Source organism: Psychroflexus sediminis, from assembly GCF_900099815.1.
Lineage (GTDB): Bacteria > Bacteroidota > Bacteroidia > Flavobacteriales > Flavobacteriaceae > Psychroflexus > Psychroflexus sediminis.
The window spans coordinates 86,377-109,912 of the sequence record NZ_FNCW01000010.1 but is presented as its reverse complement, the minus strand read 5'-3'; the positions used below and the strand labels follow the sequence as shown (position 1 = coordinate 109,912).

The 23,536-nt window shown below is 38.2% G+C and carries 20 protein-coding genes and 1 tRNA gene; 9 read left to right on the top strand and 12 right to left on the bottom strand.

Annotated elements, in window-relative coordinates; genetic code table 11:
• Window positions 1–66: 66 nt before the first annotated feature.
• Together porV and porU are read right to left on the bottom strand one after the other, a co-directional pair.
• On the bottom strand, window positions 67–1,233 hold the full coding sequence (porV, locus tag BLP81_RS10605) for a type IX secretion system outer membrane channel protein PorV (protein ID WP_143002832.1): 1,167 nt from the start codon (window positions 1,231–1,233) through the stop codon (window positions 67–69).
• 31 nt (window positions 1,234–1,264) lie between these two features.
• Window positions 1,265–5,095, bottom strand: a complete 3,831-nt coding sequence (gene porU, locus BLP81_RS10600) for a type IX secretion system sortase PorU (RefSeq protein ID WP_093368440.1) — start codon at window positions 5,093–5,095, stop codon at window positions 1,265–1,267.
• 169 nt (window positions 5,096–5,264) lie between these two features.
• On the opposite strand from porU, the gene gldJ reads away from it, so the two are divergent.
• The 7 genes from gldJ (at window position 5,265) to BLP81_RS10570 (ending at window position 12,712) form a co-directional block, all read left to right on the top strand.
• Window positions 5,265–6,911, top strand: a complete 1,647-nt coding sequence (gldJ, locus tag BLP81_RS10595; protein ID WP_394330532.1) for a gliding motility lipoprotein GldJ — start codon at window positions 5,265–5,267, stop codon at window positions 6,909–6,911.
• 64 nt (window positions 6,912–6,975) lie between these two features.
• Window positions 6,976–8,259 (top strand): UDP-N-acetylmuramoyl-tripeptide--D-alanyl-D-alanine ligase, encoded by a 1,284-nt coding sequence (locus tag BLP81_RS10590; RefSeq protein WP_093368439.1) that lies wholly within the window; start codon window positions 6,976–6,978, stop codon window positions 8,257–8,259.
• Complete coding sequence (locus BLP81_RS10585) at window positions 8,249–9,595, top strand: MATE family efflux transporter (protein ID WP_093368438.1); 1,347 nt, start codon at window positions 8,249–8,251, stop codon at window positions 9,593–9,595. Before BLP81_RS10590 ends, BLP81_RS10585 begins: the two co-directional genes overlap by 11 nt.
• Before the next feature lie 77 nt (window positions 9,596–9,672).
• The gene (locus BLP81_RS10580) at window positions 9,673–10,782 is read left to right on the top strand and encodes a vWA domain-containing protein (protein WP_093368437.1); all 1,110 of its coding nucleotides are present in this window, start codon (window positions 9,673–9,675) and stop codon (window positions 10,780–10,782) included.
• 1 nt (window position 10,783) lies between these two features.
• Window positions 10,784–12,247 (top strand): magnesium chelatase, encoded by a 1,464-nt coding sequence (locus tag BLP81_RS10575; protein WP_093368465.1) that lies wholly within the window; start codon window positions 10,784–10,786, stop codon window positions 12,245–12,247.
• Between the two features lie 24 nt (window positions 12,248–12,271).
• On the top strand, window positions 12,272–12,442 hold the full coding sequence (locus tag BLP81_RS13660; protein WP_176752708.1) for a hypothetical protein: 171 nt from the start codon (window positions 12,272–12,274) through the stop codon (window positions 12,440–12,442).
• Between the two features lie 90 nt (window positions 12,443–12,532).
• A complete protein-coding gene (locus BLP81_RS10570; RefSeq protein WP_093368436.1) occupies window positions 12,533–12,712 on the top strand; it encodes a hypothetical protein in 180 nt (59 codons plus the stop codon).
• A gap of 88 nt (window positions 12,713–12,800) precedes the next feature.
• On the opposite strand, the gene BLP81_RS10565 is transcribed toward BLP81_RS10570, so the two are convergent.
• The 5 genes from BLP81_RS10565 to rseP form a co-directional block, all read right to left on the bottom strand.
• The gene (locus BLP81_RS10565) at window positions 12,801–14,075 is read right to left on the bottom strand and encodes a metal-dependent hydrolase family protein (RefSeq protein ID WP_093368435.1); all 1,275 of its coding nucleotides are present in this window, start codon (window positions 14,073–14,075) and stop codon (window positions 12,801–12,803) included.
• An 89-nt stretch (window positions 14,076–14,164) separates the two neighbouring features.
• Window positions 14,165–14,692 (bottom strand): DUF421 domain-containing protein, encoded by a 528-nt coding sequence (locus BLP81_RS10560; protein ID WP_093368434.1) that lies wholly within the window; start codon window positions 14,690–14,692, stop codon window positions 14,165–14,167.
• A 218-nt stretch (window positions 14,693–14,910) separates the two neighbouring features.
• Window positions 14,911–15,357, bottom strand: coding sequence for a ferritin-like domain-containing protein (locus tag BLP81_RS10555; RefSeq protein WP_093368464.1), 447 nt, complete (start codon window positions 15,355–15,357; stop codon window positions 14,911–14,913).
• Between the two features lie 467 nt (window positions 15,358–15,824).
• Window positions 15,825–15,898 (bottom strand) — tRNA-Asn (locus BLP81_RS10550).
• A 94-nt stretch (window positions 15,899–15,992) separates the two neighbouring features.
• Window positions 15,993–17,357 (bottom strand): RIP metalloprotease RseP, encoded by a 1,365-nt coding sequence (rseP, locus tag BLP81_RS10545; protein WP_093368433.1) that lies wholly within the window; start codon window positions 17,355–17,357, stop codon window positions 15,993–15,995.
• A 149-nt stretch (window positions 17,358–17,506) separates the two neighbouring features.
• Between rseP and BLP81_RS10540 the strand changes: the two genes are divergently transcribed.
• Window positions 17,507–18,187 (top strand): SCO family protein, encoded by a 681-nt coding sequence (locus tag BLP81_RS10540; protein WP_093368432.1) that lies wholly within the window; start codon window positions 17,507–17,509, stop codon window positions 18,185–18,187.
• 269 nt (window positions 18,188–18,456) lie between these two features.
• Here the strand turns inward: BLP81_RS10540 and BLP81_RS10535 are convergent, their stop codons facing one another.
• The 3 genes from BLP81_RS10535 to mvaD all read right to left on the bottom strand — a co-directional run bounded on the left by BLP81_RS10535 (window position 18,457) and on the right by mvaD (window position 21,535).
• Window positions 18,457–19,359 (bottom strand): geranylgeranylglycerol-phosphate geranylgeranyltransferase, encoded by a 903-nt coding sequence (locus BLP81_RS10535; RefSeq protein WP_093368431.1) that lies wholly within the window; start codon window positions 19,357–19,359, stop codon window positions 18,457–18,459.
• 13 nt (window positions 19,360–19,372) lie between these two features.
• Window positions 19,373–20,311 carry a mevalonate kinase family protein gene (locus tag BLP81_RS10530; protein ID WP_093368430.1) on the bottom strand — a complete coding sequence of 313 codons (939 nt, stop codon included), beginning with the start codon at window positions 20,309–20,311 and terminating at the stop codon, window positions 19,373–19,375.
• A gap of 156 nt (window positions 20,312–20,467) precedes the next feature.
• Window positions 20,468–21,535 carry a diphosphomevalonate decarboxylase gene (gene mvaD / locus BLP81_RS10525; RefSeq protein ID WP_093368429.1) on the bottom strand — a complete coding sequence of 356 codons (1,068 nt, stop codon included), beginning with the start codon at window positions 21,533–21,535 and terminating at the stop codon, window positions 20,468–20,470.
• A 99-nt stretch (window positions 21,536–21,634) separates the two neighbouring features.
• Between mvaD and BLP81_RS10520 the strand changes: the two genes are divergently transcribed.
• Entirely contained in the window at window positions 21,635–22,111 is a 477-nt protein-coding gene (locus BLP81_RS10520; RefSeq protein WP_093368428.1) for a TspO/MBR family protein, read from the top strand.
• Window positions 22,112–22,113: 2 nt separating this feature from the next.
• On the opposite strand, the gene BLP81_RS10515 is transcribed toward BLP81_RS10520, so the two are convergent.
• Together BLP81_RS10515 and BLP81_RS10510 are read right to left on the bottom strand one after the other, a co-directional pair.
• Complete coding sequence (locus tag BLP81_RS10515; protein WP_093368427.1) at window positions 22,114–22,905, bottom strand: anti-sigma factor; 792 nt, start codon at window positions 22,903–22,905, stop codon at window positions 22,114–22,116.
• 31 nt (window positions 22,906–22,936) lie between these two features.
• Window positions 22,937–23,434, bottom strand: a complete 498-nt coding sequence (locus BLP81_RS10510) for an RNA polymerase sigma factor (RefSeq protein WP_093368426.1) — start codon at window positions 23,432–23,434, stop codon at window positions 22,937–22,939.
• Window positions 23,435–23,536 lie beyond the last annotated feature (102 nt).

The window sequence follows — 23,536 nt, the reverse complement described above, 5'->3', positions numbered from 1 at the left end:
CTTAGAGACAAAAAAAGTATCAATTATCTTGATACTTTTTTTCAAATGTTTCTAACAAATATAGAGTTAATATTCAATATAGGTATTATCTCCAATATTAAAGGTCAACCCAAACCTCAAAGTGCCTTCGAGGGGATTCTGCACTGTTGAAGTTGAAAACAGGTAAGACACATCGATATTGATAGCTGAATATTTAAACCCAGCCCCCATGGTTAAAAATTTTCTAAACCCTTTATCCTGAGACTCATTGAAGTAGCCTAACCTTAAGGCAAAACTATCCTCAAACCAGTATTCCGCACCAAGTGCCCAGGTAATCTCTTTTAGTTCTTCAGAAAAGCCGTCAGGAGCATCGGTCCAGGAAGAAAAAATAGATCCTAAAGCACTCTGATTTGAATAGTCCAGAAATGCCTGCTGACCTTCAGGTGTTAACTGTCCATTTTCAGTTTCAAACCTAGGTGGGGTTGGCACCAATAACTTATTAAATTCAACATGTACACCAATGGTATTGGCAGCATCCAAGATAAAATCAAATCCTGCCCCGGCTTTAAAATTGGTAGGCAGGAAATTTTCCTGACCCACATCATCATATTTTATCTTCGGGCCAATGTTACTTATGGACAATCCACCTCTCCAGCGACCATTGAAATCTTTATAAAATTTCTCTTCACTTCTGTAAAACATAGATATATCTGCTCCAAAACCACTGGCAGCATCTGCCTCTGCAATTCCTGTAGGAATTCTTAAATTAGAATTTATATAACGCCCGGTTACAGCCATGGATAACTCCTCACTTAGCCTTAATGAATAACTTAGATCAATAGCAAATTCGTTGGGATTCGCTATGTTAGGAAGCTGATCTGCTGTTTGCCTCAATTCTATTTCTCCAAGATCAAAATAACGAATACTGGCTGCAAAAGCACTTCTTTCATTTATTCTGTTGAAATAAGATAAATTAGCAATATTAACATCGTTAACCAACTCTCTAAGGTAAGGCGTATAGGACAAACCTATTCCTGTTTTGGTTTCTGAAAAGGTATATTTTGCAGCGTTCCACTGCTGAGAAAAAGCATCTACAGGCGTTGCAACACCCTGGTCTCCCATACCGGAAGATCTGGCATCAGCGGCAATAAGTAGAAAAGGAACACCCGTGGTAATAACACGGCGATCATCTTGTGAAAACGTAGTTTTGGATACGAATAAAAAAACCAGTATCAGTAGCGGTAATGATTTCATAGAGAATATTGAGTTAGCAAATATATATAAATTATAAGATGACAAGTTTTTCATATTTTTCAACTTTGTGATTAGTCAGGTTTGATTTTACGGTAAGCTTATAAACATATACCCCTTTTCCGATTTTATCTCCAAAATCATCTCGTCCATCCCAACTCATGCCCCTGAAGAGAAAACCGCTGGTATTCGCAATTTGATTTTGAGTCCAGACCAACTTGCCTGTAACGGTAAACACCTGCACCATCACCTCAAGAGGCTCAAAGGGACGATTGTGATTAAACCAGAACTCAGTATAATCAATAAAAGGATTTGGGTAATTGAGGACGCGGGTAATTTTGAGTTCATCATCTCCAGCAACTATAAACCGAATATCTTGAGTATGAGAATTATTATACACATCCCAAGCTTTTATGCTTAGGGTATGTTCCCCATCTTCCAGATCACTTAGTCTGTAATACACTTTTCCTTTGGTATAATCATCCTGCTCTGCTTCATAATATTCATTCAGAATTATAGGATTGGCTTCATCACCATCCAAAATACCAACTAAGTCATGTCCTATACCTCCAGCTGTGTTGATTCCATTTTCATCTTCGAGCAATGCCAAAATATAAGGTTGATCATCGGTTATCCCGCCACTCACAAAGTTTTCATCATTCATGAATAAGCTGATGGCAGGTCCTTCATTATCTTCCGGAGCGTTTTCATTTAAACCACCAATCAAAATCTCTGTATTGAAGCCACTGTATTCTTCAAGCGCGTTTGCTTTTGAAGAATAGAAACTCACTCTTCCCTTATCTACTGGGAAACCCGTATCCTTAGGCAGAACAAATTCAAATTCAAATTCTCCATTATCAACACTAGCCTGTCCCCTAAACAAATTCTCGCCCAAAGTCGTAAATTCCATGACAGCCAGCTGACCGTTAATCCGTGTTCCATCGTTTCCTAAAGTTTGCCTTTCAATTCTTTTATCAAAAACAACAGCGGATAAATTCCCCTGGTAATTTTGAAGCACCTGGTTGTTAGCATCTACTATTTGACCTTTAAACTTATATTTTCCAAGAGCCTGCAAAGTATCACTGAATTGAGAAATCGGCACACCATTAATACTGCTAAGTTGAACCCTGGATTTTGGAAGCGGTAATCTCATAGCAGGATCTCCCACAAAAAAGACAATTCTTTTCCCATTTCCAGAAATACCCCGCTTAGCTCTAGCGACAGATTCAGCAATAGTTTCATCATTATTATCAAAATCGAAGAGGTAGGGAGCGAAAACGTTATTAAACTGAACTCCTGCAAAAACACTTATTGCCCTGGTGGTGGTAACCAGTGAAGAGGCTCCCCCGTTTTGATTCCAAAAGGTAAGTTCTCCGCCTGTCATGCGAAGCGGGTTATCAAACTTTGTAAATTCACAAGTGATAGTTACAAAGCAGGTATAGCGGTCTGGATTAGTCCAGTTCTGCGTGTTGGTTTGAGTCACAATACGTTCCTGAGCCAATCCATCTTCACCTCCATGTCCAAAATAGTTAACTACAGCAGCACCTACTTCTATATAATCAGTAATCGCTGAATTCACATCAGGATAGCGGTCTCCACCTGCTCCGGCTATCTGCTGAAAAGCATCAGAATGAATTTTTTTTACGTTTACCGTAGGTTTGTTTTTTGAAATTGTATCCCCAAGATTGTCCAAATCCACTTGAAGCCTAAAGTCACTAACATCATCGGCATCGTCTGAAATCAATATAAAGTTGTTTCTCCATTCATCATAGGACTCTTTTTGTTCAGAAGAAATAATTTTATCAACCATGGCATTTGCACGAAAAGGAGTGTCTGCCAAAATCCTTCCTACAGCAAGGTCCATCAATTCACCTCGATCCATCCTTCCTTCCTCCGGATCCATCATTACAAAATAATCGTCGGACATAAAGGAAGATACCGTGGTAGAAAAACTGCCTAAACTTTGAAACGTAGGGACTATATTCGTATTGTTTTGTAACCTATCCTTATAATCTACAGAAGCATCTCCAATAATTCCTAAAAACTTAATTCTATTCTCTGGAGAAGATGCATTGTCATATATATATTTAACCAGGTTTCTTATCGCTCCAATATCCTGTTTCCCCGAATTAAACTCTTCATAAATATCTTCAACAGCCAAGGTTTTGACAACCAGCCCATCATGTTCTCTTCTATACTGAGCCAATCTGTTGGCTGCAGACATGAAGGAAGATTGGGTTATAATCAAGTAATCCAGATCTTGAAACTGACCTTGTGCATCGGTCAGAATAGTGCCCTTAATGTTTTGTCTAGACACCCGAACATTACCAGGTTCGAGTAAAGGTCGCAAATAAGAAGAAGTAACCGCCTGAAATTCCCTTTCGGAACCCAAAGGGCTGTTAAAGGAAAAAATCGGGGACTGATCTTCATTGGTGACAAAGGTCGGGTTGATAGGGTCTGTAATTTCCCAAACCTGGGTAACTTCTGAAGCATTTTGAATCACATACTCTCCTACTCCGCTTAAGGTCGGCGCTTCTTTATTATAAAATTTAAACTGCTCTGCTCCAGCGATTAATTCTCTTTTGCCTTCAACTGATATGAAATCTAAAAATCCTGAAGCCCCTGGGTTTCCATTTTTGGCATAGGCTAACTCAATACTGACCTCATCAGAATTTGAACTTATCTGAGTTCTTCGCACTGCTCCTCGCGAAGGTGTATTGTCTGATGTTCCTAAAATAGTAATTGGATTTCCCTGAACCTGGCCATTCACAGATAAGTTAAAAGAGGAATTTATGGGAGAAACAGCCCCCAGTCTTACCTCAAGCTGTAAGGGTTGATTTTGCACCAAGTTTGGAAAATTAAAGGTATAAGTTCTCTCGGTTTCTATATCAAATCGATCTCCAAACCAGCGCCTGCCTACCAGAGATAAGCTAGTCTCATCCACTTCATAAAATTGATAAGCATCAAATTCGGTGAATGTTTTGGATGCTGTTCCTAAAGGCTCGTCCAAAGCAGCCATGCGTTTTCCTCCACTAGAATTTACAGACATATAATAATAGGAGCGCTTAGCGTAAAGGTTGAGATTTGTCGCATTTTCCTCACTCCAACTTTCAGTATTCGTGGCATAAAATAAAACATAATCTCCTTGATTGAATATCCCATCACCGCCGTCATAAACCTGGATGGCTATTTCTGGTGGGTCAAAATATAAATTGTCTTCATTTTTTAAAGGAAGCATTCCTCCCCCATGCCCGTATATTTTCAGGTTTTCAGATGGAATGCTAGGTACACCGATCCCTGAATTCCTTAAAAATGAAAAATCCAAGCGATGAACACCAGTCTCTTCTACATAAAATTTGAAAAAACCCTCTGAACTAAATATTGAATTTGTTAGTTGCATATTGTTTTTTGGACGAGAATCTGTCGAAACGGACTTAGCGTTTAAACCCTTAGCCGGAGTGATTTCAAAAGAAATAACTTTATGAATAACATTGTCTTTATAGAAAAAAGGATTCATCCTTAAAATCATTTTACGCTTGCCCCGGAAGTTAACCTCAGTGAATTTATAATCAAGACGTTGTGGAATTAAACGAATATTATTCGTTAGCTTACCTGAAACCCTTTCAGATTTAATGTTTTCTAAAACAAGGCCAGGGCTGTTAGTTTCAAAAAAACAGGTGTAAAGAAGACGCCCTTCGCTCTCATCAAACTCAAAATAAACAGGGTCCAATCCTGATAAATAAGTATAATTTAGAGATTTTTCAGCAATTTTATTGTCATTACCCCAATTTAAATTAACTTTACCCCCCTGAGCGTAAGAAGTTACGCAGGTGAATAAACAAAAAAAAATCAGTAGAATTTTCATGCTGAAACTTGTCAATTGTTATGGTATAACGTAAAGTATACAATGATAGTATATATATAATTAAATAGAAATGAGTTTGAAAAAATTTAATTCTAGCCAAAGAAAATATACTTGTTAATACAGCGTTAATCATTATATTGCGAACAAAATTTGGATTAAAATCGAAATTATGATTATGAAAAACTTCGTTAAATCGTGCACATTTGTCTTCATAGCTCTAGCTATGACAAGTTGCAACAACTCAAGAGACTACCAAAGTAACTCAAGAGCTACTGGTTGGGATTTGAGCGGTAGAGATGGTGGCGTAAGCTATAAGACGGACTATGAACCACAGGAACCTGGTCCAGGACTTCTTTTTGTGGAGGGCGGAACTTTTACAATGGGCAGAGTACAGGATGACGTAATGCATGATTGGAATAACACCCCAACTCAGCAACATGTTCAATCGTTTTACATAGATGAAACAGAGGTCACCAATGTTATGTATTTGGAATACCTGGATTGGTTAAAGGCGGTTTTTCCTCCTTCTGAAGAACGCTATGCTAATATCTATACCGGCGCATTGCCAGATACTTTGGTTTGGAGAAATCCGCTTGGATTCAATGAAAACATGGTAAATAATTACCTGAGACATCCCGCTTACCACAATTATCCAGTGGTTGGCGTAAACTGGATACAAGCTACAGAATTCAGCCAGTGGAGAACAGACCGTGTAAATGAAAAAAGACTTGCAGATAAAGGTTATACCGTAAGAGATGCTTATCAAACCTCTGATGCCAATAATGTATTTAGTACAGAAACCTACTTAAATGCTCCATCCCAGGTTTATGGCGGAAGTGATTCTATAACTAGAGGAGGGAAGCAAAGTGACAGACTGCTGAAAAACAATCCGGATAGCACAAACGTTTATGTACAAAGAAAAGATGGCGAACTACTCCCGGCCTACAGACTTCCAACAGAAGCTGAGTGGGAATACGCGGCCTTAGGACAAAGTTCCTTGAGAGATTATAATTCTTACAGAGGTAGAAAAAAATATCCATGGGATGGTAGATATACCAGATCTGGAGATAGAAAAACAGTCGGTGATCAACGTGCAAACTTTAAACAAGGACGAGGAGATTACGGTGGAATAGCCGGATGGAGTGATGATGGTGCAGATATCACTGCTGAAGTGAAATCTTACGAGCCTAATGATTATGGCTTATATGACATGGCGGGTAATGTATCTGAATGGGTTGCGGATGTCTACAGACCTAGAGTTAATAATGAGTTCAACGATTTCAACTATTTCAGAGGAAATGTTTATACCAAAAACGCCATTACAGCGGACGGTCAAGTAAAAGTGCTTTCCACTGAAGAAGTGGTTTATGACACTTTGAGCAACGGAAAAATCATTGCCAGAAATCTTCCAGGTGAAATTGCGGAAGTAGAAATTGGCGAAAAGGAAACTTATCTTAGAACTCAATTTTCGAAAAGCGACAATGTCAATTTCAGAGACGGGGACAAACTATCTTCGAGATATTATAGCAAACGTTCTGATGATAACTCCCAGATGTACAACTCTCCAGATAACAATGTAACGTTGAAAGATGGTGAGATTGAAAGAGAATACGACGACTCCTCAGGCAGAACAACCTTAATCGATGACAATGTTAGAGTTTACAAAGGTGGATCCTGGAAAGACAGAGAATACTGGTTAGATCCAGCTCAGAGAAGATTTTATCCTCAGGACATGGCTACAGATGATATCGGTTTTAGAAATGCAATGTCCAAAGTAGGCTCTAAGTCTAATAAAGGAAGAAGAACAAGAAATTAAAGAATACTATTCTTACTAAGTAAAAAGCTCTAATTTTGTATTAGAGCTTTTTTTATTTCTATTTATGAAAGATATAGCAGACTTATACTCAAAATTTTTGGAAAGCAGCGGGGTTTCTACTGACACTCGAAAAATAGAATCCAATTCTATCTTCTTTGCTTTAAAGGGCGATAATTTCGACGGAAATGCTTATGCAGATCAAGCTCTGGAACATGGAGCCCTACTGGCCATAATCGATGATGAAACCCAAAAAGGAGATTCGAAAATTCTGGTTGATAATGTTTTGGAAACACTTCAGGAGCTGGCCAATTTTCACAGAAGACAAATCCAGATCCCCATTATTGCTATCACGGGAAGCAATGGAAAAACCACTACTAAAAAGCTGACTCATGAGGTACTTTCTAAACGGTTTAAAGTAAAAGCTACCGCTGGCAACTTGAACAATCACATCGGGGTTCCGCTAAGCCTACTTTCTTTTACTGCAGAATTGGATCTTGGCATTGTAGAAATGGGAGCGAATCACCAGAAAGAAATCGAAGCCCTATGTCAGATCGCAGAGCCCAATTATGGGTTGATTACCAATTTTGGAAAAGCTCACTTGGAAGGTTTTGGAGGAATAGAAGGGGTTATAAAAGGCAAGTCTGAATTATATGACTACCTCATTGAACATGATGGTCTCATTTTTTTTAACCGCGATGATGAAGTGCAAGTCAACAAAGCTATTCAGCACAAAAATTATAGCATTGGGGAAAAATCCCTTTCAGACTGTCAAGTCATTTTTAAAGAAGCCAAACCTTTTGTAAATGTTGAATATTCAAATACCACTATACAGAGCAAATTGATAGGAAGTTATAATTTTAAAAATATATCTGCTGCTATAGGCATCGGGAGGTACTTTGGTGTAGATAAAGAAAAAATTAAGGAGGCTATCGAAAACTTTGAACCTGAGGAAATGAGATCTCAAATCCTGAAAAAAAATGGTCATGACATCTTACTCGATGCTTACAATGCAAATCCTACGAGCATGGAAGCGGCTTTAAGAAGTTTTAAACAAATGACTTCTAAAGAAAAAACAGTGATTCTGGGGGATATGTTTGAAGTGGGTGATGATGCTTCAAAGGAACACAGGCATATGCTTGAAGTCTGTAAAAAATTAGATTTTGATGTCATTTTGGTATGTGGAGCATCTTTTCATAAAGCCTCTTCAGGATTTGATGATATTAAGGGTTTTAAAACAACCGATGAACTTAAACTTTACATCAAAGAAAACAAAACCCTGCTCACCCCAGACATCATGATAAAAGGGTCCAGAGGCATGAAATTGGAAAGCATTCTGGATGTCTTCTAAAACATCCATAAACACACCAAAAGTATCTTTTAAGGAGATTAATACGATTGCTGTTCCTGCAATTATCGCAGGAATAGCAGAACCTCTTATTTCCTTAAGCGACATTGCTATTATAGGAAATGTGGAGAATAATGCTGTAGAAGCTTTGGCTGCAGCTGGTATCGTTGGCTCTTTTTTATCGGCCATCATCTGGATTTTGGCGCAAACTAAAACAGCAATCTCAGCTTTAGTTTCCCAGCATTTGGGCTCAAACCGACTTAATGCAGTAAAAACCCTTGTACCACAAACCATCTTACTCAATTTTATATTGAGTTTGTTTATTTATTTTATCACGGCTTTTTTTGCTGAACTTATTTTTAGCGCTTACAATGCGGAAGGATTGATTTTGGATTACACCAAAAGCTATTACCGGATAAGAGCTCTGGGCTATCCTTTCACGCTTGTCACCTTTGCGATATTTGGCGTCTTCAGAGGTCTTCAAAATACATTATGGGCTATGAAGTGCAGCCTTGTGGGCGGCGCTGTAAACATCGGTTTAAATTTTATGCTGGTTTATGGAATTGACGGCATCATCCCCGCTATGCATTTGGAAGGTGCGGCTATTGCCAGCGTGATTGCTCAGGCGGTAATGCTTGTCATGGCTTTGTATTTTTACATGAAAAAAACGCCTTTCCATCTTAAACTCAGCTTTGGATTAAATCCAAACTTAAAGCCTCTTATCTCCATGGCTTCCAATTTGTTTTTAAGAACCCTGGCTCTTAATATCGCGATCTATTTGGCAAACTCTTATGCCACGGATTACGGAAAAAACTATATAGCCGCTCAAAGTATCCTGATGAATATCTGGCTGTTTTTTTCATTTTTTATCGATGGGTATGCCAATGCCGGAAATGCCATTGGGGGGAAACTTCTTGGAGCCAAGGCCTACACCAAACTCTGGAATTTAAGCAAAGACATTAGTAAATATTCAGTTATTATTGCTCTTCTACTGGCCGGGATTTGCGCTGTGCTTTACGATGAAATCGGACTGATATTCAATAAAGATGAACAGGTTTTATTTCTTTTCTCTTCGGTGTTTTGGCTGGTTTTGCTCATGCAGCCCGTCAATGCCATTGCGTTTATGTTTGACGGCATTTTTAAAGGGCTTGGTGAGGCTAAATACCTCAGAAATGTTTTACTTATAGCTACATTCCTTGGTTTTTGGCCAACACTCCTTTTATTTGATTATCTAGGCTTAAAACTCTATGCGATCTGGATTGCTTTTTTTGTCTGGATGCTTATCCGAAGTATAGCTCTGGTTATAAAATTCAGGAGAAAATATTTAGCCACTTCTTAAACCGAGCTGGTTTAATTTAAAAACAGTTTAACACAAACTTATTCCTAGTCTCCTCTTATTTCTACTACTTTTAAGGCATGGCAAATTATAGAAAAGGCATCGTTTTTAAAACCTATGAAGAAAACACCAGTTTATTTGATAGGCTGTTGGACATTTTTATGGAATTGATCACGCATACCTCAGGCGACTTCGACGAAGCTATTGACTGGTTGCGTGAACTCGATAAAGCCTACGAAATTACAAATGAAGATTATAGCATAGATGACTTTATAGAGGATCTCAAAAAGAAAGGCTACATCCGGGAAGAGATCAAACCCGATGGTAATTCTGGAGTGAAAATTACCAACAAAACAGAGCAAGCCATCAGAAAGCATGCTTTGGAACAAATCTTTGGTAAGTTAAGAAGAACCGGTTCCGGCAAACATAAAACAAAGCATACAGGAATTGGGGAAGATAAGACTGGAGATCTAAGGGATTTTCAATTTGGAGATGGCTTTGATCAGGTTTCCATGACTGAAAGTTTTAAAAACGCTCAGATCAATCATGGGATTGATGAGTTCCGGATGTCTGAGAATGACCTGGTAGTCAACGACACACATCATCAAACTCAGATGAGCACCGTTCTTATGATAGACATCAGTCACAGTATGATTTTATATGGTGAGGACAGAATCACCCCGGCCAAAAAGGTAGCCATGGCTCTTGCTGAAATGATCACTACAAAATATGCCAAAGACACCCTGGATATTATTGTCTTTGGAAATGATTCCTGGCCTGTTAAAATTGGTGATCTGCCTTACTTACAGGTGGGACCATACCATACCAATACCGTCGCAGGATTGCAACTGGCCATGAAAATTTTAAGCAGAAAGAGAAATGCCAACAAGCAAATCTTTATGATAACCGATGGCAAGCCAAGCTGCTTGAAACTTGCTGATGGGAGCTATTACAAAAACAGCGCAGGCCTGGATGAAACCATTACTAAGAAATGCTACAATATGGCTGCTCAGGCCAGAAAATTAAAAATACCTATCACCACTTTTATGATAGCTTCTGACCCTTATCTACAGCAATTTGTAAGGGAATTCACCAAATCAAATCAAGGAAGAGCTTACTTTTCAGGACTGAAAGGTTTAGGAGAAATGATTTTTGAAGATTACGAAAATAACAAACGAAAAAAACTATAACATGCAACTTACTGCACTGAAGACGCTTGGAGATTTAAAGGATAATAATTATAAATCTAAACCTATAAAAGATGAACTGAGAGACAATCTCATTTTCAATTTAAAAAATGATAAAAACTCTTTCGAAGGAATTTTTGGGTATGAACACAGCGTCATCCCTCAGCTGGAACAGGCTATCCTATCCAGACACAACATCAACCTTTTGGGACTCAGGGGTCAGGCCAAAACAAGAATTGCAAGACAACTTCTGAACCTGTTAGATGAATATATCCCCTTTGTGGAAGGTTCTGAAATACATGATGATCCTTTTCATCCCATTTCACTTTATGCCAAAGAGCTGGTCGAAAAAAAAGGTGTTAAAACACCCATTACCTGGTTACACCGAAGTGAACGCTTTGCAGAGAAACTGGCCACACCAGATGTAACCGTCGCCGATCTTATAGGTGATATTGACCCTATAAAAGCAGCAAATCTTAAGCTGAGTTATGCCGACCAAAGAGTGATTCATTACGGAATGATTCCTCGAGCCAATCGCTGTATTTTTGTCATCAATGAATTACCCGATTTGCAGGCAAGAATACAAGTCGCTTTGTTTAATATTCTTCAGGAAGGCGATGTTCAGATAAGAGGCTTTAATTTGAGATTAGCGCTTGATTTACAGTTTGTATTTACGGCCAATCCGGAAGATTATACCAATCGTGGAAGTATTGTGACTCCTTTAAAAGACAGAATCGGTTCTCAGATTTTGACCCATTACCCAAAAGATATTGAAATCGCCAAGCAAATTACAAGACAGGAAGCCAACTTATCCAATTTCAAAAAAGATCACATCATTGTTCCAGATTTGGCCAGAACGCTTTTAGAACAAATTTCCATCGAAGCCAGAAAAAGCCATTATGTAGATGCAAAAAGTGGCGTTAGTGCGAGATTAAGCATCACAGCATTCGAAAACTTATTGAGTACTGCAGAGCGTAGAGCCCTGGTCAATGGTGACGATGAGACCTGTGTACGCTTAAGTGATTTTAGCGGGATTATTCCAGCTATCACCGGAAAGGTGGAACTGGTTTATGAAGGTGAAGAAGAAGGAGCAGAATTTGTTGCACAGCAACTTATTGATTCTGCAATCCTAAGCCTGTATCCGGTTTATTTTCCTGAGATCAAAAAATTAGAAAAGCAGGATGAAACGCAGTCTTATGACGAGATTCTGAAGTGGTTTTTAGAACATGATGATATTCAGTTTTTTGAAGATGACTCCAATGCAGAATATGAGTCCGCCCTTTCAAAAATAAAGCCACTTGAGAAAATGCTGGATAAATACGTGTCTAATTATGAGCCTAACGAAAAGTATTTTTGGCTCGAGTTTATCCTCTGGGGACTTTCAGTTCATAAGAAACTGGACCGAAATCAGGTGGATACTCAACTTAATTTTGGTGATTCCCTTGGAAATTTCATCAAAGGACTTTAATTTCAATCTTTTAAACCAAATGATATGCAAACAACCGTAACCAAACCTTCAAGTAGTAACAGTGAGGAATACTCTCCTTTTGAATTTACTGAGTTCCTTCAAGAAAACTGGTTATATATAGTCTTACTTATCATAGCGATTATTCTGGTGATCAGATTTTCAAAAAAATCAAAAAAGAACAAGGCCGAAGAATAATGTATTCCTGAAGTTCATCTAAATTATGAATCTTAATTCTTTTAGATGAATTTAATTTAACATTTATGTTTAAAGACCAAAAATACAGTCATGCAGCAAAGTGAATTACCCAAACCTGAAGGCAGTCATAGTGAATCCTACAAACCTGGTGAATTCACCGAATTTTTACAGGAAAATTGGATTTATTTAGCCTTTGTAATTGTGATTATCTATATCGTTGTGATGTATTCTAAAATTTTAAAAGAAAGAAAAAAAAACAAAGAAGAATAATTGTTCCAGAGTTTTAAACTAAAAAAGTCCGTGTTAAGAAAAACGGACTTTTTTTTATAAATTCTCAACATAAAAATAATATTCTGGCTTATTGTTTTACAACTTTACCATGCTTCATGACGAAAATTACATTTTCCAAAGTTGAAATATCTTCAATCGGATTTTTTTTAACAGCGATGATGTCTGCTTTTTTTCCTTTATCAATAGATCCATAAAGGCTATATACCTTAAGCAATTGAGCCGGGATAACAGTAGCAGACTGGATAGCCTCCATAGCTGGCATACCCACTTCTACCATATAACCAAATTCTTTGGCGTTATTGCCGTGTTTGAAAACACCGGCATCAGTTCCGAAGGCTATATTCACTCCCTTTTTATAAGCCTTTTCAAAAGTATTCTGAAGCTGAGGACCAATTGCTTTAGCTTTTGGAACTACTAAATCAGGATAATACCCGACAATTTTAGCCAGTTCAGCTACGCTTTTCCCTGCCGTGATTGTTGGAACCAGGTAAGTACCGTATTGCTTCATCAGTTCCATGGTTTCTTCAGACATCAATGTCCCATGTTCTATAGTTTTTATCCCTGCTTTTATGGCTCTTTGCATGCCTTCGTCTCCATGGGCATGAGCGGCTGTTAACATACCGTAATCGTTTGCTGTTTCTACTATAGCCCTAATCTCATCTTCAAAAAACTGAGGATTAGAACCACTTTTGGCTACGCTTAAAACTCCGCCAGTCGCGGTAATTTTGATAACATCCGATCCGTTTTTATAACGCTGTCTTACAGCTTCTCTGGCTTCAGCCGTACCATTGATAACGCCATCTGCCGGGCCTGGAACTCCCATCAAATCTTCTTTATAACCATTGGTAGGATCGGCATGACCTCCGGTTGTTGCAATGGCTTTGCCCGCAGAATAAACCGTCGGGCCAGTGACTAATCCTTTGGCTATAGCGTCTCTTAAACTTGTATTGACTCCACTTCCACCAAGATCTCTCACGGAAGTAAAGCCGGCCATCAAAGTTGTTTTGGCGTGAGCTTGAGCTACAAAGGCTACGTCAGCGTCGTTCAATGTAAACTGCTCTATGTATTTGTCTTCTGATGTTTCAGACTCTAAATGCACATGCATATCAAATAAGCCCGGAAGAACCGTTGATTCTCTTAAATCTATCAACTTTGAATTCTCTGGAACGTTTACAAAGCCGTTTTTAACCTCAACAATAAGGTCCTTTTCTATAATGATAGTGGTTTCAGAAAGCATTTCACCTTTCTCTACGTCTACTAAATTTCCGCAATAGATATAAGTCTGCTGTGCTGAAAGTGACAGGCTTAAGAAAAATATAAAAAAGAATACTACTGATTTCATGGGATATAATATTTGAACTAAAAATAGAAAAATACAAGTGATATCTCTTCACGGAATAGATAAATATTTTGGCTGAATATCTTTTTTGCTTATTTTCGGGAGACATCACGCAAAATTTCTTCATCGAGATGTAAATCTTTGGAGGCTGAAGACTTATGAAGCACCGTAATATCTCCTGTTGTTTCAAGGACAACTGCCAGAACCTGATCAAAATTATACACATTGGCTTCTCTAAGTTTTGTAATCAATTGCTTTTCCTGAATTCTGGCCTTTTTAAGATTGTCATAGAGTATTTCTGAAGCATCCATCAGTAAAAGTGGCTTATTCGAGACCAGGCTGTCAAAAAATCCGGAGCGTCTTTGTAGAATTGAAAAAATATAGGTCAAAAGCATCAATCCAAAAATGGCTACAGAACCATGGGTTAATGTTATTGCGGTCGTCAGAACAGAAGCGGTTATACTTCCGATGGCTAATGTCAATACAAAATCATAGGCTGAAAAATTAGCAAAAGATCGAAGCCCTATTAATCGAGTAGCTATAATTATTGATATAAACACACCCAGGCAGGAGGCTAAAGTTACAAGAAGAGGATCCGCCGAATTATATATCCAGTTCATAAGTATTGGTTTTGAAGATTAGATTAAAAATGAGGTTTAGCTTATAATGCAATTAAATATACAGTATTAAAATGAAGTCAGGGTTTTGGCTTATAACAAAACTCCCCTTAAACAGATTATCAATGCACTACATCATATAGCACATCAGATCATTTTTAAACAAAAAAAGAGGCTGCAAAATAGCAGCCTCTGTGTCTATGATTAAGTCATTGAAATACTTACGCGAAATCTTTAATAGTCTTTACATGATCTAGCGATGCCTGTACACTGCTACGGTGTTTCTCCAGCACTGTTCTTGTGGAAGCAGGAAGATCAAGTTCTTTTAGGATATCATTATAATCTTCTAGGGCCTTTTTTTCTCCTCTAATCGCTTCTTTTAGCACAGCTTCATCACTATCACTGGAAAATGTTGATTTCAGGTTCATCCAGACCCGATGAGCATCTCCTTTTAAGCTTGTTCCTTTGTCCGGCTCTTCGCCGAAAGATTTGATTTCTGCTTTAAGTTCATGACCGAAATCATATCTATCGGTTGCTCTTTCCTTAAAGAAATTTTTTAAATTACTGTCTTTTACATTGTCTTTAGCTGCTATATATCCAGCCTCTGCATCGTAATTTTTTTCTAATAGTTCATTGAGTTTATTTGAAACTTTTTCTGTGTATTTCATTTTATTTAATTTTTTGATTCCTTCAAATATAAAAAAATAATAGGCTATCAGACAAAGGATTAACACTCTTTAACCCTTGTATACATAGCACATTTTCTGGTTAAAAAAATTAAAATATTCATACCCAAAATGCCGAAACATAGCAATAAAAGCATTTCTTAAATTGGGGTTTACCTGCTTGATCAAAAATGAAAAATGCAACTAAATTTTACATATTAAATTTTTTTCAAGCTTACGAAGACAAAAGAACAGGTTAAATCATGGGATGTTTAAAAGCTTAAAGAGCATAATGTAAAGAGAAGTTGAAAGGCTGCCTGAAAAGCTTAGAACCAAAGGAATGTATAAATATAAAATGCAAATTGATGCTTTTTTATTTAAGATGCCTTGAAAATTATCTTAATAACCGCTTTGTGTTAGAAATGAAAATAAAAAAAGCCTTACGATTACGTAAGGCTTTGATTATTAAGCTCCCCCTCAAAGACTCGAACTTTGGACCCTCTGATTAACAGTCAGATGCTCTAACCAACTGAGCTAAGGGGGAATTTATATGATGTAAAAAACTCTCGTGTTTTGCGGTTGCAAATATAAACCAATATTTAGTTTCACAAAATATTTTTTGGAAAAAAAATTAATTTTTAACCACCCGTCAGCCAGCGGTAAACGTCATTACCATTAGCAAACAGGACCAAGGCTATAATTATAAAGAAACCAATCATTTGGGCATATTCCATAACCTTTTCATTGGGCTTACGACCGGAAATCATCTCGTAGAGCAGGAACATGACATGCCCTCCATCCAAAGCAGGGATAGGAAGTATATTCATAAAGGCTAGAATAATAGAAATAAAGGCGGTTGTCGTCCAGAAGGCCTTCCAGTCCCACGCCTCGGGAAACAAACCTCCTATAGCACCAAATCCTCCAACCTGAGTGGCTCCTTTTTTGGTAAACACGTATTTGAACTGGGCAGCGTAATCGTGAAGCGTCCAGTAGGCAAAATCAAATCCCGCCCCTATGCTTTCTCCGAAACTGTAATCCCTGGTCAAAATATCATCAGCCGTTATAGCTGACGTGTACACGCCAATATTGCCTTCTTCATTGGTCGTGACGTCTGCCTTGCCAAAGCCTTCCCCGTTGAGTTCTTTATCAAGACCCGGGTTGGCCTCGGGTGTTGAATCATAGGTTAAAGAGATGGTCTGTCCCTGGCTGGCTTCTACTTTTTCTCTGAATTCGTGCCAGTAATTCACCTTTTCTCCGTTAACCGACGTGATCAAATCACCTTTTTGCAGCCCTGCCTTTGCAGCAGGGGAATCTGCCAGCACAGAGTCGATTATCGGTTGTTTAACCGGAGAAAAAGGCTGCAGGCTTCCCGATTGAAACAACCGCTGACCGATATCTTCGGGTAGTGAGATCGTTTCTGTGGTTCCGGTAGGATGCTGCACTTCTACGGTATTCACATTTCTCAACAAAAGGTATTTATTGATATCGATCTGGCTTTGTAAAGGTTCTCCGTCAACACTCAAAATCTTATCACCGTCCATGAAGCCGTAATCTTTCATCACCTCAGCGGTTTCCAGACCGTCATCGAATACGTCCGGAGATAAATAATTTTCACCATACACAAACAGCACCATCATATAAATCAGGAAACCAAGAACAATGTTCACCGTCACGCCACCAAGCATGATGATAAGCCTCTGCCAGGCCGGCTTACTTCGAAACTCCCAGGGCTCAGGAGGTTTGGACATTTGTTCCTTATCCATACTCTCATCGATCATCCCCGAAATTTTGACATAACCACCCAGCGGCAGCCATCCAATTCCATAGACCGTATCGCCTATTTTCTTTTTGAAAAGAGAAAATTTTACATCAAAAAACAAATAGAATTTTTCAACTCTGGTATTGAAAAGTTTGGCAGGAATAAAGTGACCTAACTCGTGCAAAACAATAAGTATAGACAAACTCAAAAGGAGTTGTATAGCTTTTATAAAAAATGGATCCATCACTATGTAATTTTCAACCGCAAAAGTAATCTTTTATCGGGGCATAAAAAATTTTTGATGGACTACTGCTTAGACTTAACAAATAATTGTAACCCAAGAGACATAACAGCATTCTCATTCGGCTTATTTTTGCAGTATAAAAATTTAAAATGCTCAAGTTTTTTGCCAAGTACAAATTTTTCGCCCTAGTGATGCTCCTGCTTTCCGCTGTCATCATCACTCTCATTTACAGGCAACTGGACCCCACACCTAAACTGCCCGTTTATCAACCCAGCATGGTTACGGCAGAGCTCGTGGATACCACCGTTCAATACGTTAGGAAATACCACAAAGTGGATGATTTTAAACTCGTCAATCAAAACGGAGACACGATTACGCAGAAGGATTATAAAGACAAAATCTATGTGGCTGATTTCTTTTTTACCACCTGTCAAAGCATTTGCATAGACATGGCCAAAAGCATGCAAACCTTGCAGAAAGAATTCAAAGACGACGAAGATATTCTGTTGCTTTCTCACAGTGTTACTCCGGACATAGACGATGTCCCGCAGCTTAAAAAATATGCCCTGGAAAAAGGAGTTATCGATAGTAAATGGAACTTGGTAACAGGTGATAAAAAACAGATTTACAATCTTGCCCGGAAGGAATATTTGGCATCAAAATCTGAAGGTGACGGCGGTAAATACGACCTCATCCATACCGAAAATTTTGTATTAATAGACAAGGAAAAACGCATTCGTGGTTTTTACGACGGCACCAATCCCGATGAAATCGAAAAGCTTATCAGGGATATTGACATCCTTAAGCTTGAGTATCTCCCCAAAGAATAATGCTCTTCAGACCTGCCTTTAGCTACACAGGCAGGTATTGCCACTGCAAAAACTTGTGAGTAGTTACGACAGTAAGCTTTTGCGGCGCAGCAGGCTTCGTGTTAGTATCTGTTGCCGAGAAAGCTTCAGGCATTTCGCAAACTTTGTATAAAATCGTTTAATAGAAGCTCAACCCTTACATGTAGGACGAAACATTAAGTCAAAGTTTAGAACTAAGCTGGATATCTAGACCTCACAGTCTCGAAGTTTCGAGACTGTGAGGTCTGAGGTTAAAACAGCCTATTGATCACCGCTTCAATATCGATTAAGATGATACTAAACACGCCAAGCAAAATGACAAATTTCAAAAGGTTATGCAGCAAGAGGTAGTGCATTTTTTGCTCTGACCTCCAGAGCTGAAACAGGAATATTAAGAGCAACACCACACATAAGAGGAAGTAATAATCCATAAGGCCTGAGTCGAAAAAAAGAATTAGAATCAGTGCTGGCACAATAGTGGAAATGACCAGAACAGAAATAAGCCTTTTTGTGAATTTTACGCTGTATTTTACGGGAATTGTAGAATAATCCAAGGTGAAGTCACCTTTCAGGTTTTCGAGATCTTTAACGAGTTCTCTGATCAGGATAATAAAAAATAAAAAGATGGCGTGAACAAAAATCACCGCTTCAAAATTTCTATAATACACAAAAATGATGAAGAAAGGCAAAATAGCTACCAAACCAGCCGTAAGGGTGCCTAAAAAAGGATAACGCTTTAGCTTGTGAGAATACAGCCACAATACAAAGATGTAAAGCGAAAAGAAAAGCACAGCTTTAAAGCTAACATAACTAGCGATAATAACGCTAAGCAGATTAAGCGTGAAATAGACACCAAGCTTGGTCTTTTGGCTGACGTAATTATCCAGTAAGGTCTTTCGAGGCCGATTGATCAGGTCCTTTTCAGAATCGTAGAAATTATTGATGAGATAGCCTGAAGCTATGGCTAATGCTGTAGAGATCACAATTAAAAAAAGATTCGGATCTAAGATCACCTGGCGCGCAGGCAAATGGTGAGCCATTATAAAAATGGAGGCTAAATATTGAGCGATAATAATAACCAGGATGTTATAACCGCGAATAACGGAGAACAAACTCAAAAATTTGAGCCAAAGCCGTTTGTTCTCTCGAGACATGTCTTAAAGGTTTTTAAAACGTATAAACCACTTCTAGCTTGTGATCTTTCAAAGCTTTTTTGGCTTTCTCAAAATCCTGGGTAAAGCCTAAAATATAGCCTCCACCTCCAGAACCACAGAGCTTGAGATAATAATCGTTGGTTTCGATACCTTTTCTCCATAACTCATGAAACTGCTTAGGAATCATAGGTTTGAAGTTATCCAAAACCACATTGGATAGGTGTTTTATATTTCCGAAAAGGGATTTGAAATCTCCTGCTAAGAAGTTATCTACACAGGCATCGGTGTGTTTTACAAACTTATCTTTGATGATGTTTCTAAAGCCTTCCTGTTTCATACTATCCATAAAGATTTGTACCATTGGGGCTGTTTCTCCAACAATACCGCTGTCCAACAAAAAGACAGCTCCATTTCCATTTTGAGTTTGTGAAGGAATCCCTGCAGGTTCAATGTTATCTTTGGAATTGATGAGAATTGGTAAGCTTAAATAACTGTTAAGCGGATCCAGGCCTGAAGATTTTCCGTGGAAAAAAGATTCCATCTTGGAAAAAATAGTCTTTAGTTTGAGGAGTTTATCTTTAGACAGGTTCTCTAAGACTGTGATTTTATCGAATGCATACTTGTCATAAATCGCTGCAACAAGCGCACCACTACTTCCTACACCATAACCTTGTGGAATGCTGCTGTCAAAATACATCCCTTTTTCGATATCTTCATTCAGAGAATCCAAATCGAAACGAACTGGGGTACTTTTTTCTAGATTTAGGTTCTCCAGGTAAGATGAAAATCGCTTGAGTTCTTTATTCGATTTAATCGCTTTTTCATCCGGATGTTCATCTACTTTCAAAGCTCCATTGTAAAAATTATAAGGAATCGATAAACCTTTGGAATCTTTAATGATACCATATTCTCCAAACAATAGAATCTTTGAATAAAATAGAGGTCCTTTCATAATAGTGAACTTAAGATAAAATTAATTACTTCTGCAAATATTACTGATTCTTAGGAAATAAACCATCACATTTAAGAAAAGATATCTGACATAGAATTAATATACGACAAATTTAGCGTATTTTGTTTACTATTTATTCGAAAACTTAAAACAAGATTAAAATTGAATTTGATCGTGAATCACTTTTTCTCCCTGGCAAAATTGAAGTAAATGGTCCTCGATAAAAACTCTCACTTTAGTTTCTGATGATTCTGGATATAAGATATGGACATTGGCTCCCGCATCTAAGGTAAAGCCTACTGGCACTTCTTCAGATTTCCTAAATTCCCAGATTTTATTGATAACCTGTAAAGTGTTAGGCTGCATCAAAATAAAATAAGGCGAGCTGGTCATCATCATGGCGTGAAGGGATAAAGCTTCAGACTCGACTAAGGCAAAAAACTCATCGAAATTTCCTTGAGCTAAAATCGGTTTCAATTTAGTCAGGTTTGAATCTGCCTGCTCAAAGCGCTGTTCTGCGAAGGGATGACCGTGCATCAGATCATGACCCAGGCTACTGCTAACCTGCTTCTCACCTTCATCTATCAATAGAATAGAATCCCTGAAATTTCTGAAATTGTTATGAACTTCATACGGATAATCAATCCCATAAAAGCCGGAGCTGCCTTCTATATCTTTATGTTTCCCCCAGACCACAAGTTTACCACCGGTGCTTCTGCAGGCACTTCCCGACCCCAGCCTGGCTAAAAAAGAAGCCTTCTGAGCTTGAAAGGTTTCGGTTAGTTCTGGTTGTACCGAAGCCTGCATAACTACAAAACATTTGGCTAGCGCCGCCATACCACTGGCTGATGATGCTATGCCGCTGCTGTGCGGAAAAGTGTTTTTGGTATGAATTTCAAACTGAAAAGACTTTAAGAAGGGAACATAGACTTCTATTCGTTTTAAGAATTTGTCTATTTTAGGTTTAAAAGACGACTTGAGTTCACGGTCTAAGAAGACCTCATAATGAAACTGATCATCAGCTTCTATGCGCTTTTTCAGGATGACTTCAGTTTGGGTTTTACAATTCTTCAAGGTGTAGCTTATCGACGCATTTTTTGGTAATTGCTCTCCATACTTCCCCCAGTATTTAACCAGTGCAATATTGCTTGGCGCTTCAGATCTGTAGGTATCGAGATCCGGTAAAAGCTGTGGTGTTTTATAGGTAAAATCCTGATGATCCATTTTGTTTTGATTTTGAGCAAATATAAGGAAAGCTAGATGTTCTCATATAAATTGTAAATAATGAAAAATATTAATAATTTGCTGCATACAAATAAGCTTATGAAAACTTCAACCGTCTTAAAAATAATTATCGCCGTTATAATTTGTCTTGGCATCGGATTTATAGGGTCTATTGCTACGCAAACCAGCGTAGAGACCTGGTACACTACCTTAGAAAAACCAAGCTTCACCCCTCCTGGCTGGCTGTTCGGCCCTGTCTGGACTCTGCTTTATATCTTGATGGGTGTTGCTGCAGGAATAGTATGGAGCAGAGGTTTTCATCATATCTGGGTTAAAACAGCTCTCTACCATTTTGGTTTTCAGCTTGTCCTGAATGCCTCCTGGTCGATTGCCTTCTTTGGTTATCAGTCCCCTTTGGCCGGACTATTGATAATCATTGCTCTCATCATCTTAGTCCTGATCACTTACAAATGGTTCAAGATTGTCAATAATTGGGCAGCCTATTTGCTTATTCCCTATATAATTTGGATTTTTTATGCTGCAGCTCTGAACTTTGAAATTTGGAGACTTAATTAGTTTTATATAATTCCTAAGGCATAAAGTTGTTCCATATTAGGCGATTTGCTCCCCCCTGACGGCTCTAAAGTTATTCCAAAACCTTCAGCTTCCGGGATATCTCGTAATCTAAAAATTTTATTGCTAGCCGATTTCCCCTTAGCTAAAAGGCCTATGCTGTTTGGCGTCAAAGGTTCAAAAGTAAGTGACCAAGCCTGGTAAACCATACCTTCCGGAGCATCTGGCAAACGGCTTATGTCTAAAATCAATTCATCATTCTCGTCATCATAAAAAACAGCAACAGCCGAATCCGGGGCATTGATTTCGTTTCCTGGCAGAGTCAACTTACGCGTTCCGGGCTGAGACATTTGAACAAGTAAAGCTTCCAGATTCTGGACCTTTTCACTTGAATTGACAAGCTGTGTCTCCTGCAATTCATTTTCGCTTGAAACCACCTGGAGTTCTTCTTGTAAATCCTGATTAAGTTTGAGGAGCCAAAGAATTCCCCCCAGAAGCAAAATGGCCGCAGCCCAACCAAAGTAAGAAAAATTTGAAGTGATGATTTTCACTTTAGGCTTCTGCTGAGCAGTTTTCTGATTTATTTTCTGGAGCACTCCCTGTTTTACAGACGGATTTAGGCCAGTGGAAGTCGCTTTAGAAAGATTCAACAGGCTTGCTTCAATGGATTCAACTTCGGCTTGAAGTTCAGGATTTTTAGCAATATCTGCTGCAACCTGTGCTTGCTCTGTATCCGGGAGCGTCCCATATACAAAAAGCTCAAGCCTTCCCGATTCTATATACTCTTTGCTAGTCATATTATTCTAGTGTTTCTCTTAATGAATTCAGTCAGGTTCTGTTTCTGGATTTCACTGTTCCCAGGGGTATTTCCAAAGTTTCCGAATCTTCTTTTTGAGTATAACCCTTGAAAAATAACAAATCAATCAATTTCACACACATAGGCTTAAGCTGATCCACAAACTTTCTTATGCCATACCCATCACTTATACTATCCAGATTCATATCGTCTTTTATAAAAAAAGAAAAGTTATTGAAATCTGAATTTTTACGCTTATTCTTATAAGCTTTGGATCTTACTTTGTCAATAGCAGCATTTCTGGAAATATTCAATAGCCAGGTAAAAAAACGGCCTTTTTCGCTGGAATAAGATTCCGATTTGTCCCAGACTTTTATAAATACATCTTGAAGTACTTCTTCGGATACTTGGGTATCATTAATTATGGTGTTAATGATACCGAAAATATTTTCAGAATACATATCATAAATCTGAGAAAAAGCAAATTCGTTTTTTTGCTTTAACTGGAGAATGAGTTCATCTGGCTGCATTTTCAATTTTTTTCTAAATCTACTTATTATAATTTATACCACAAATATTCACTTGAAAAAGAGCATTGTAATTTACATTTATCTCAAGACCCATTCGATGAG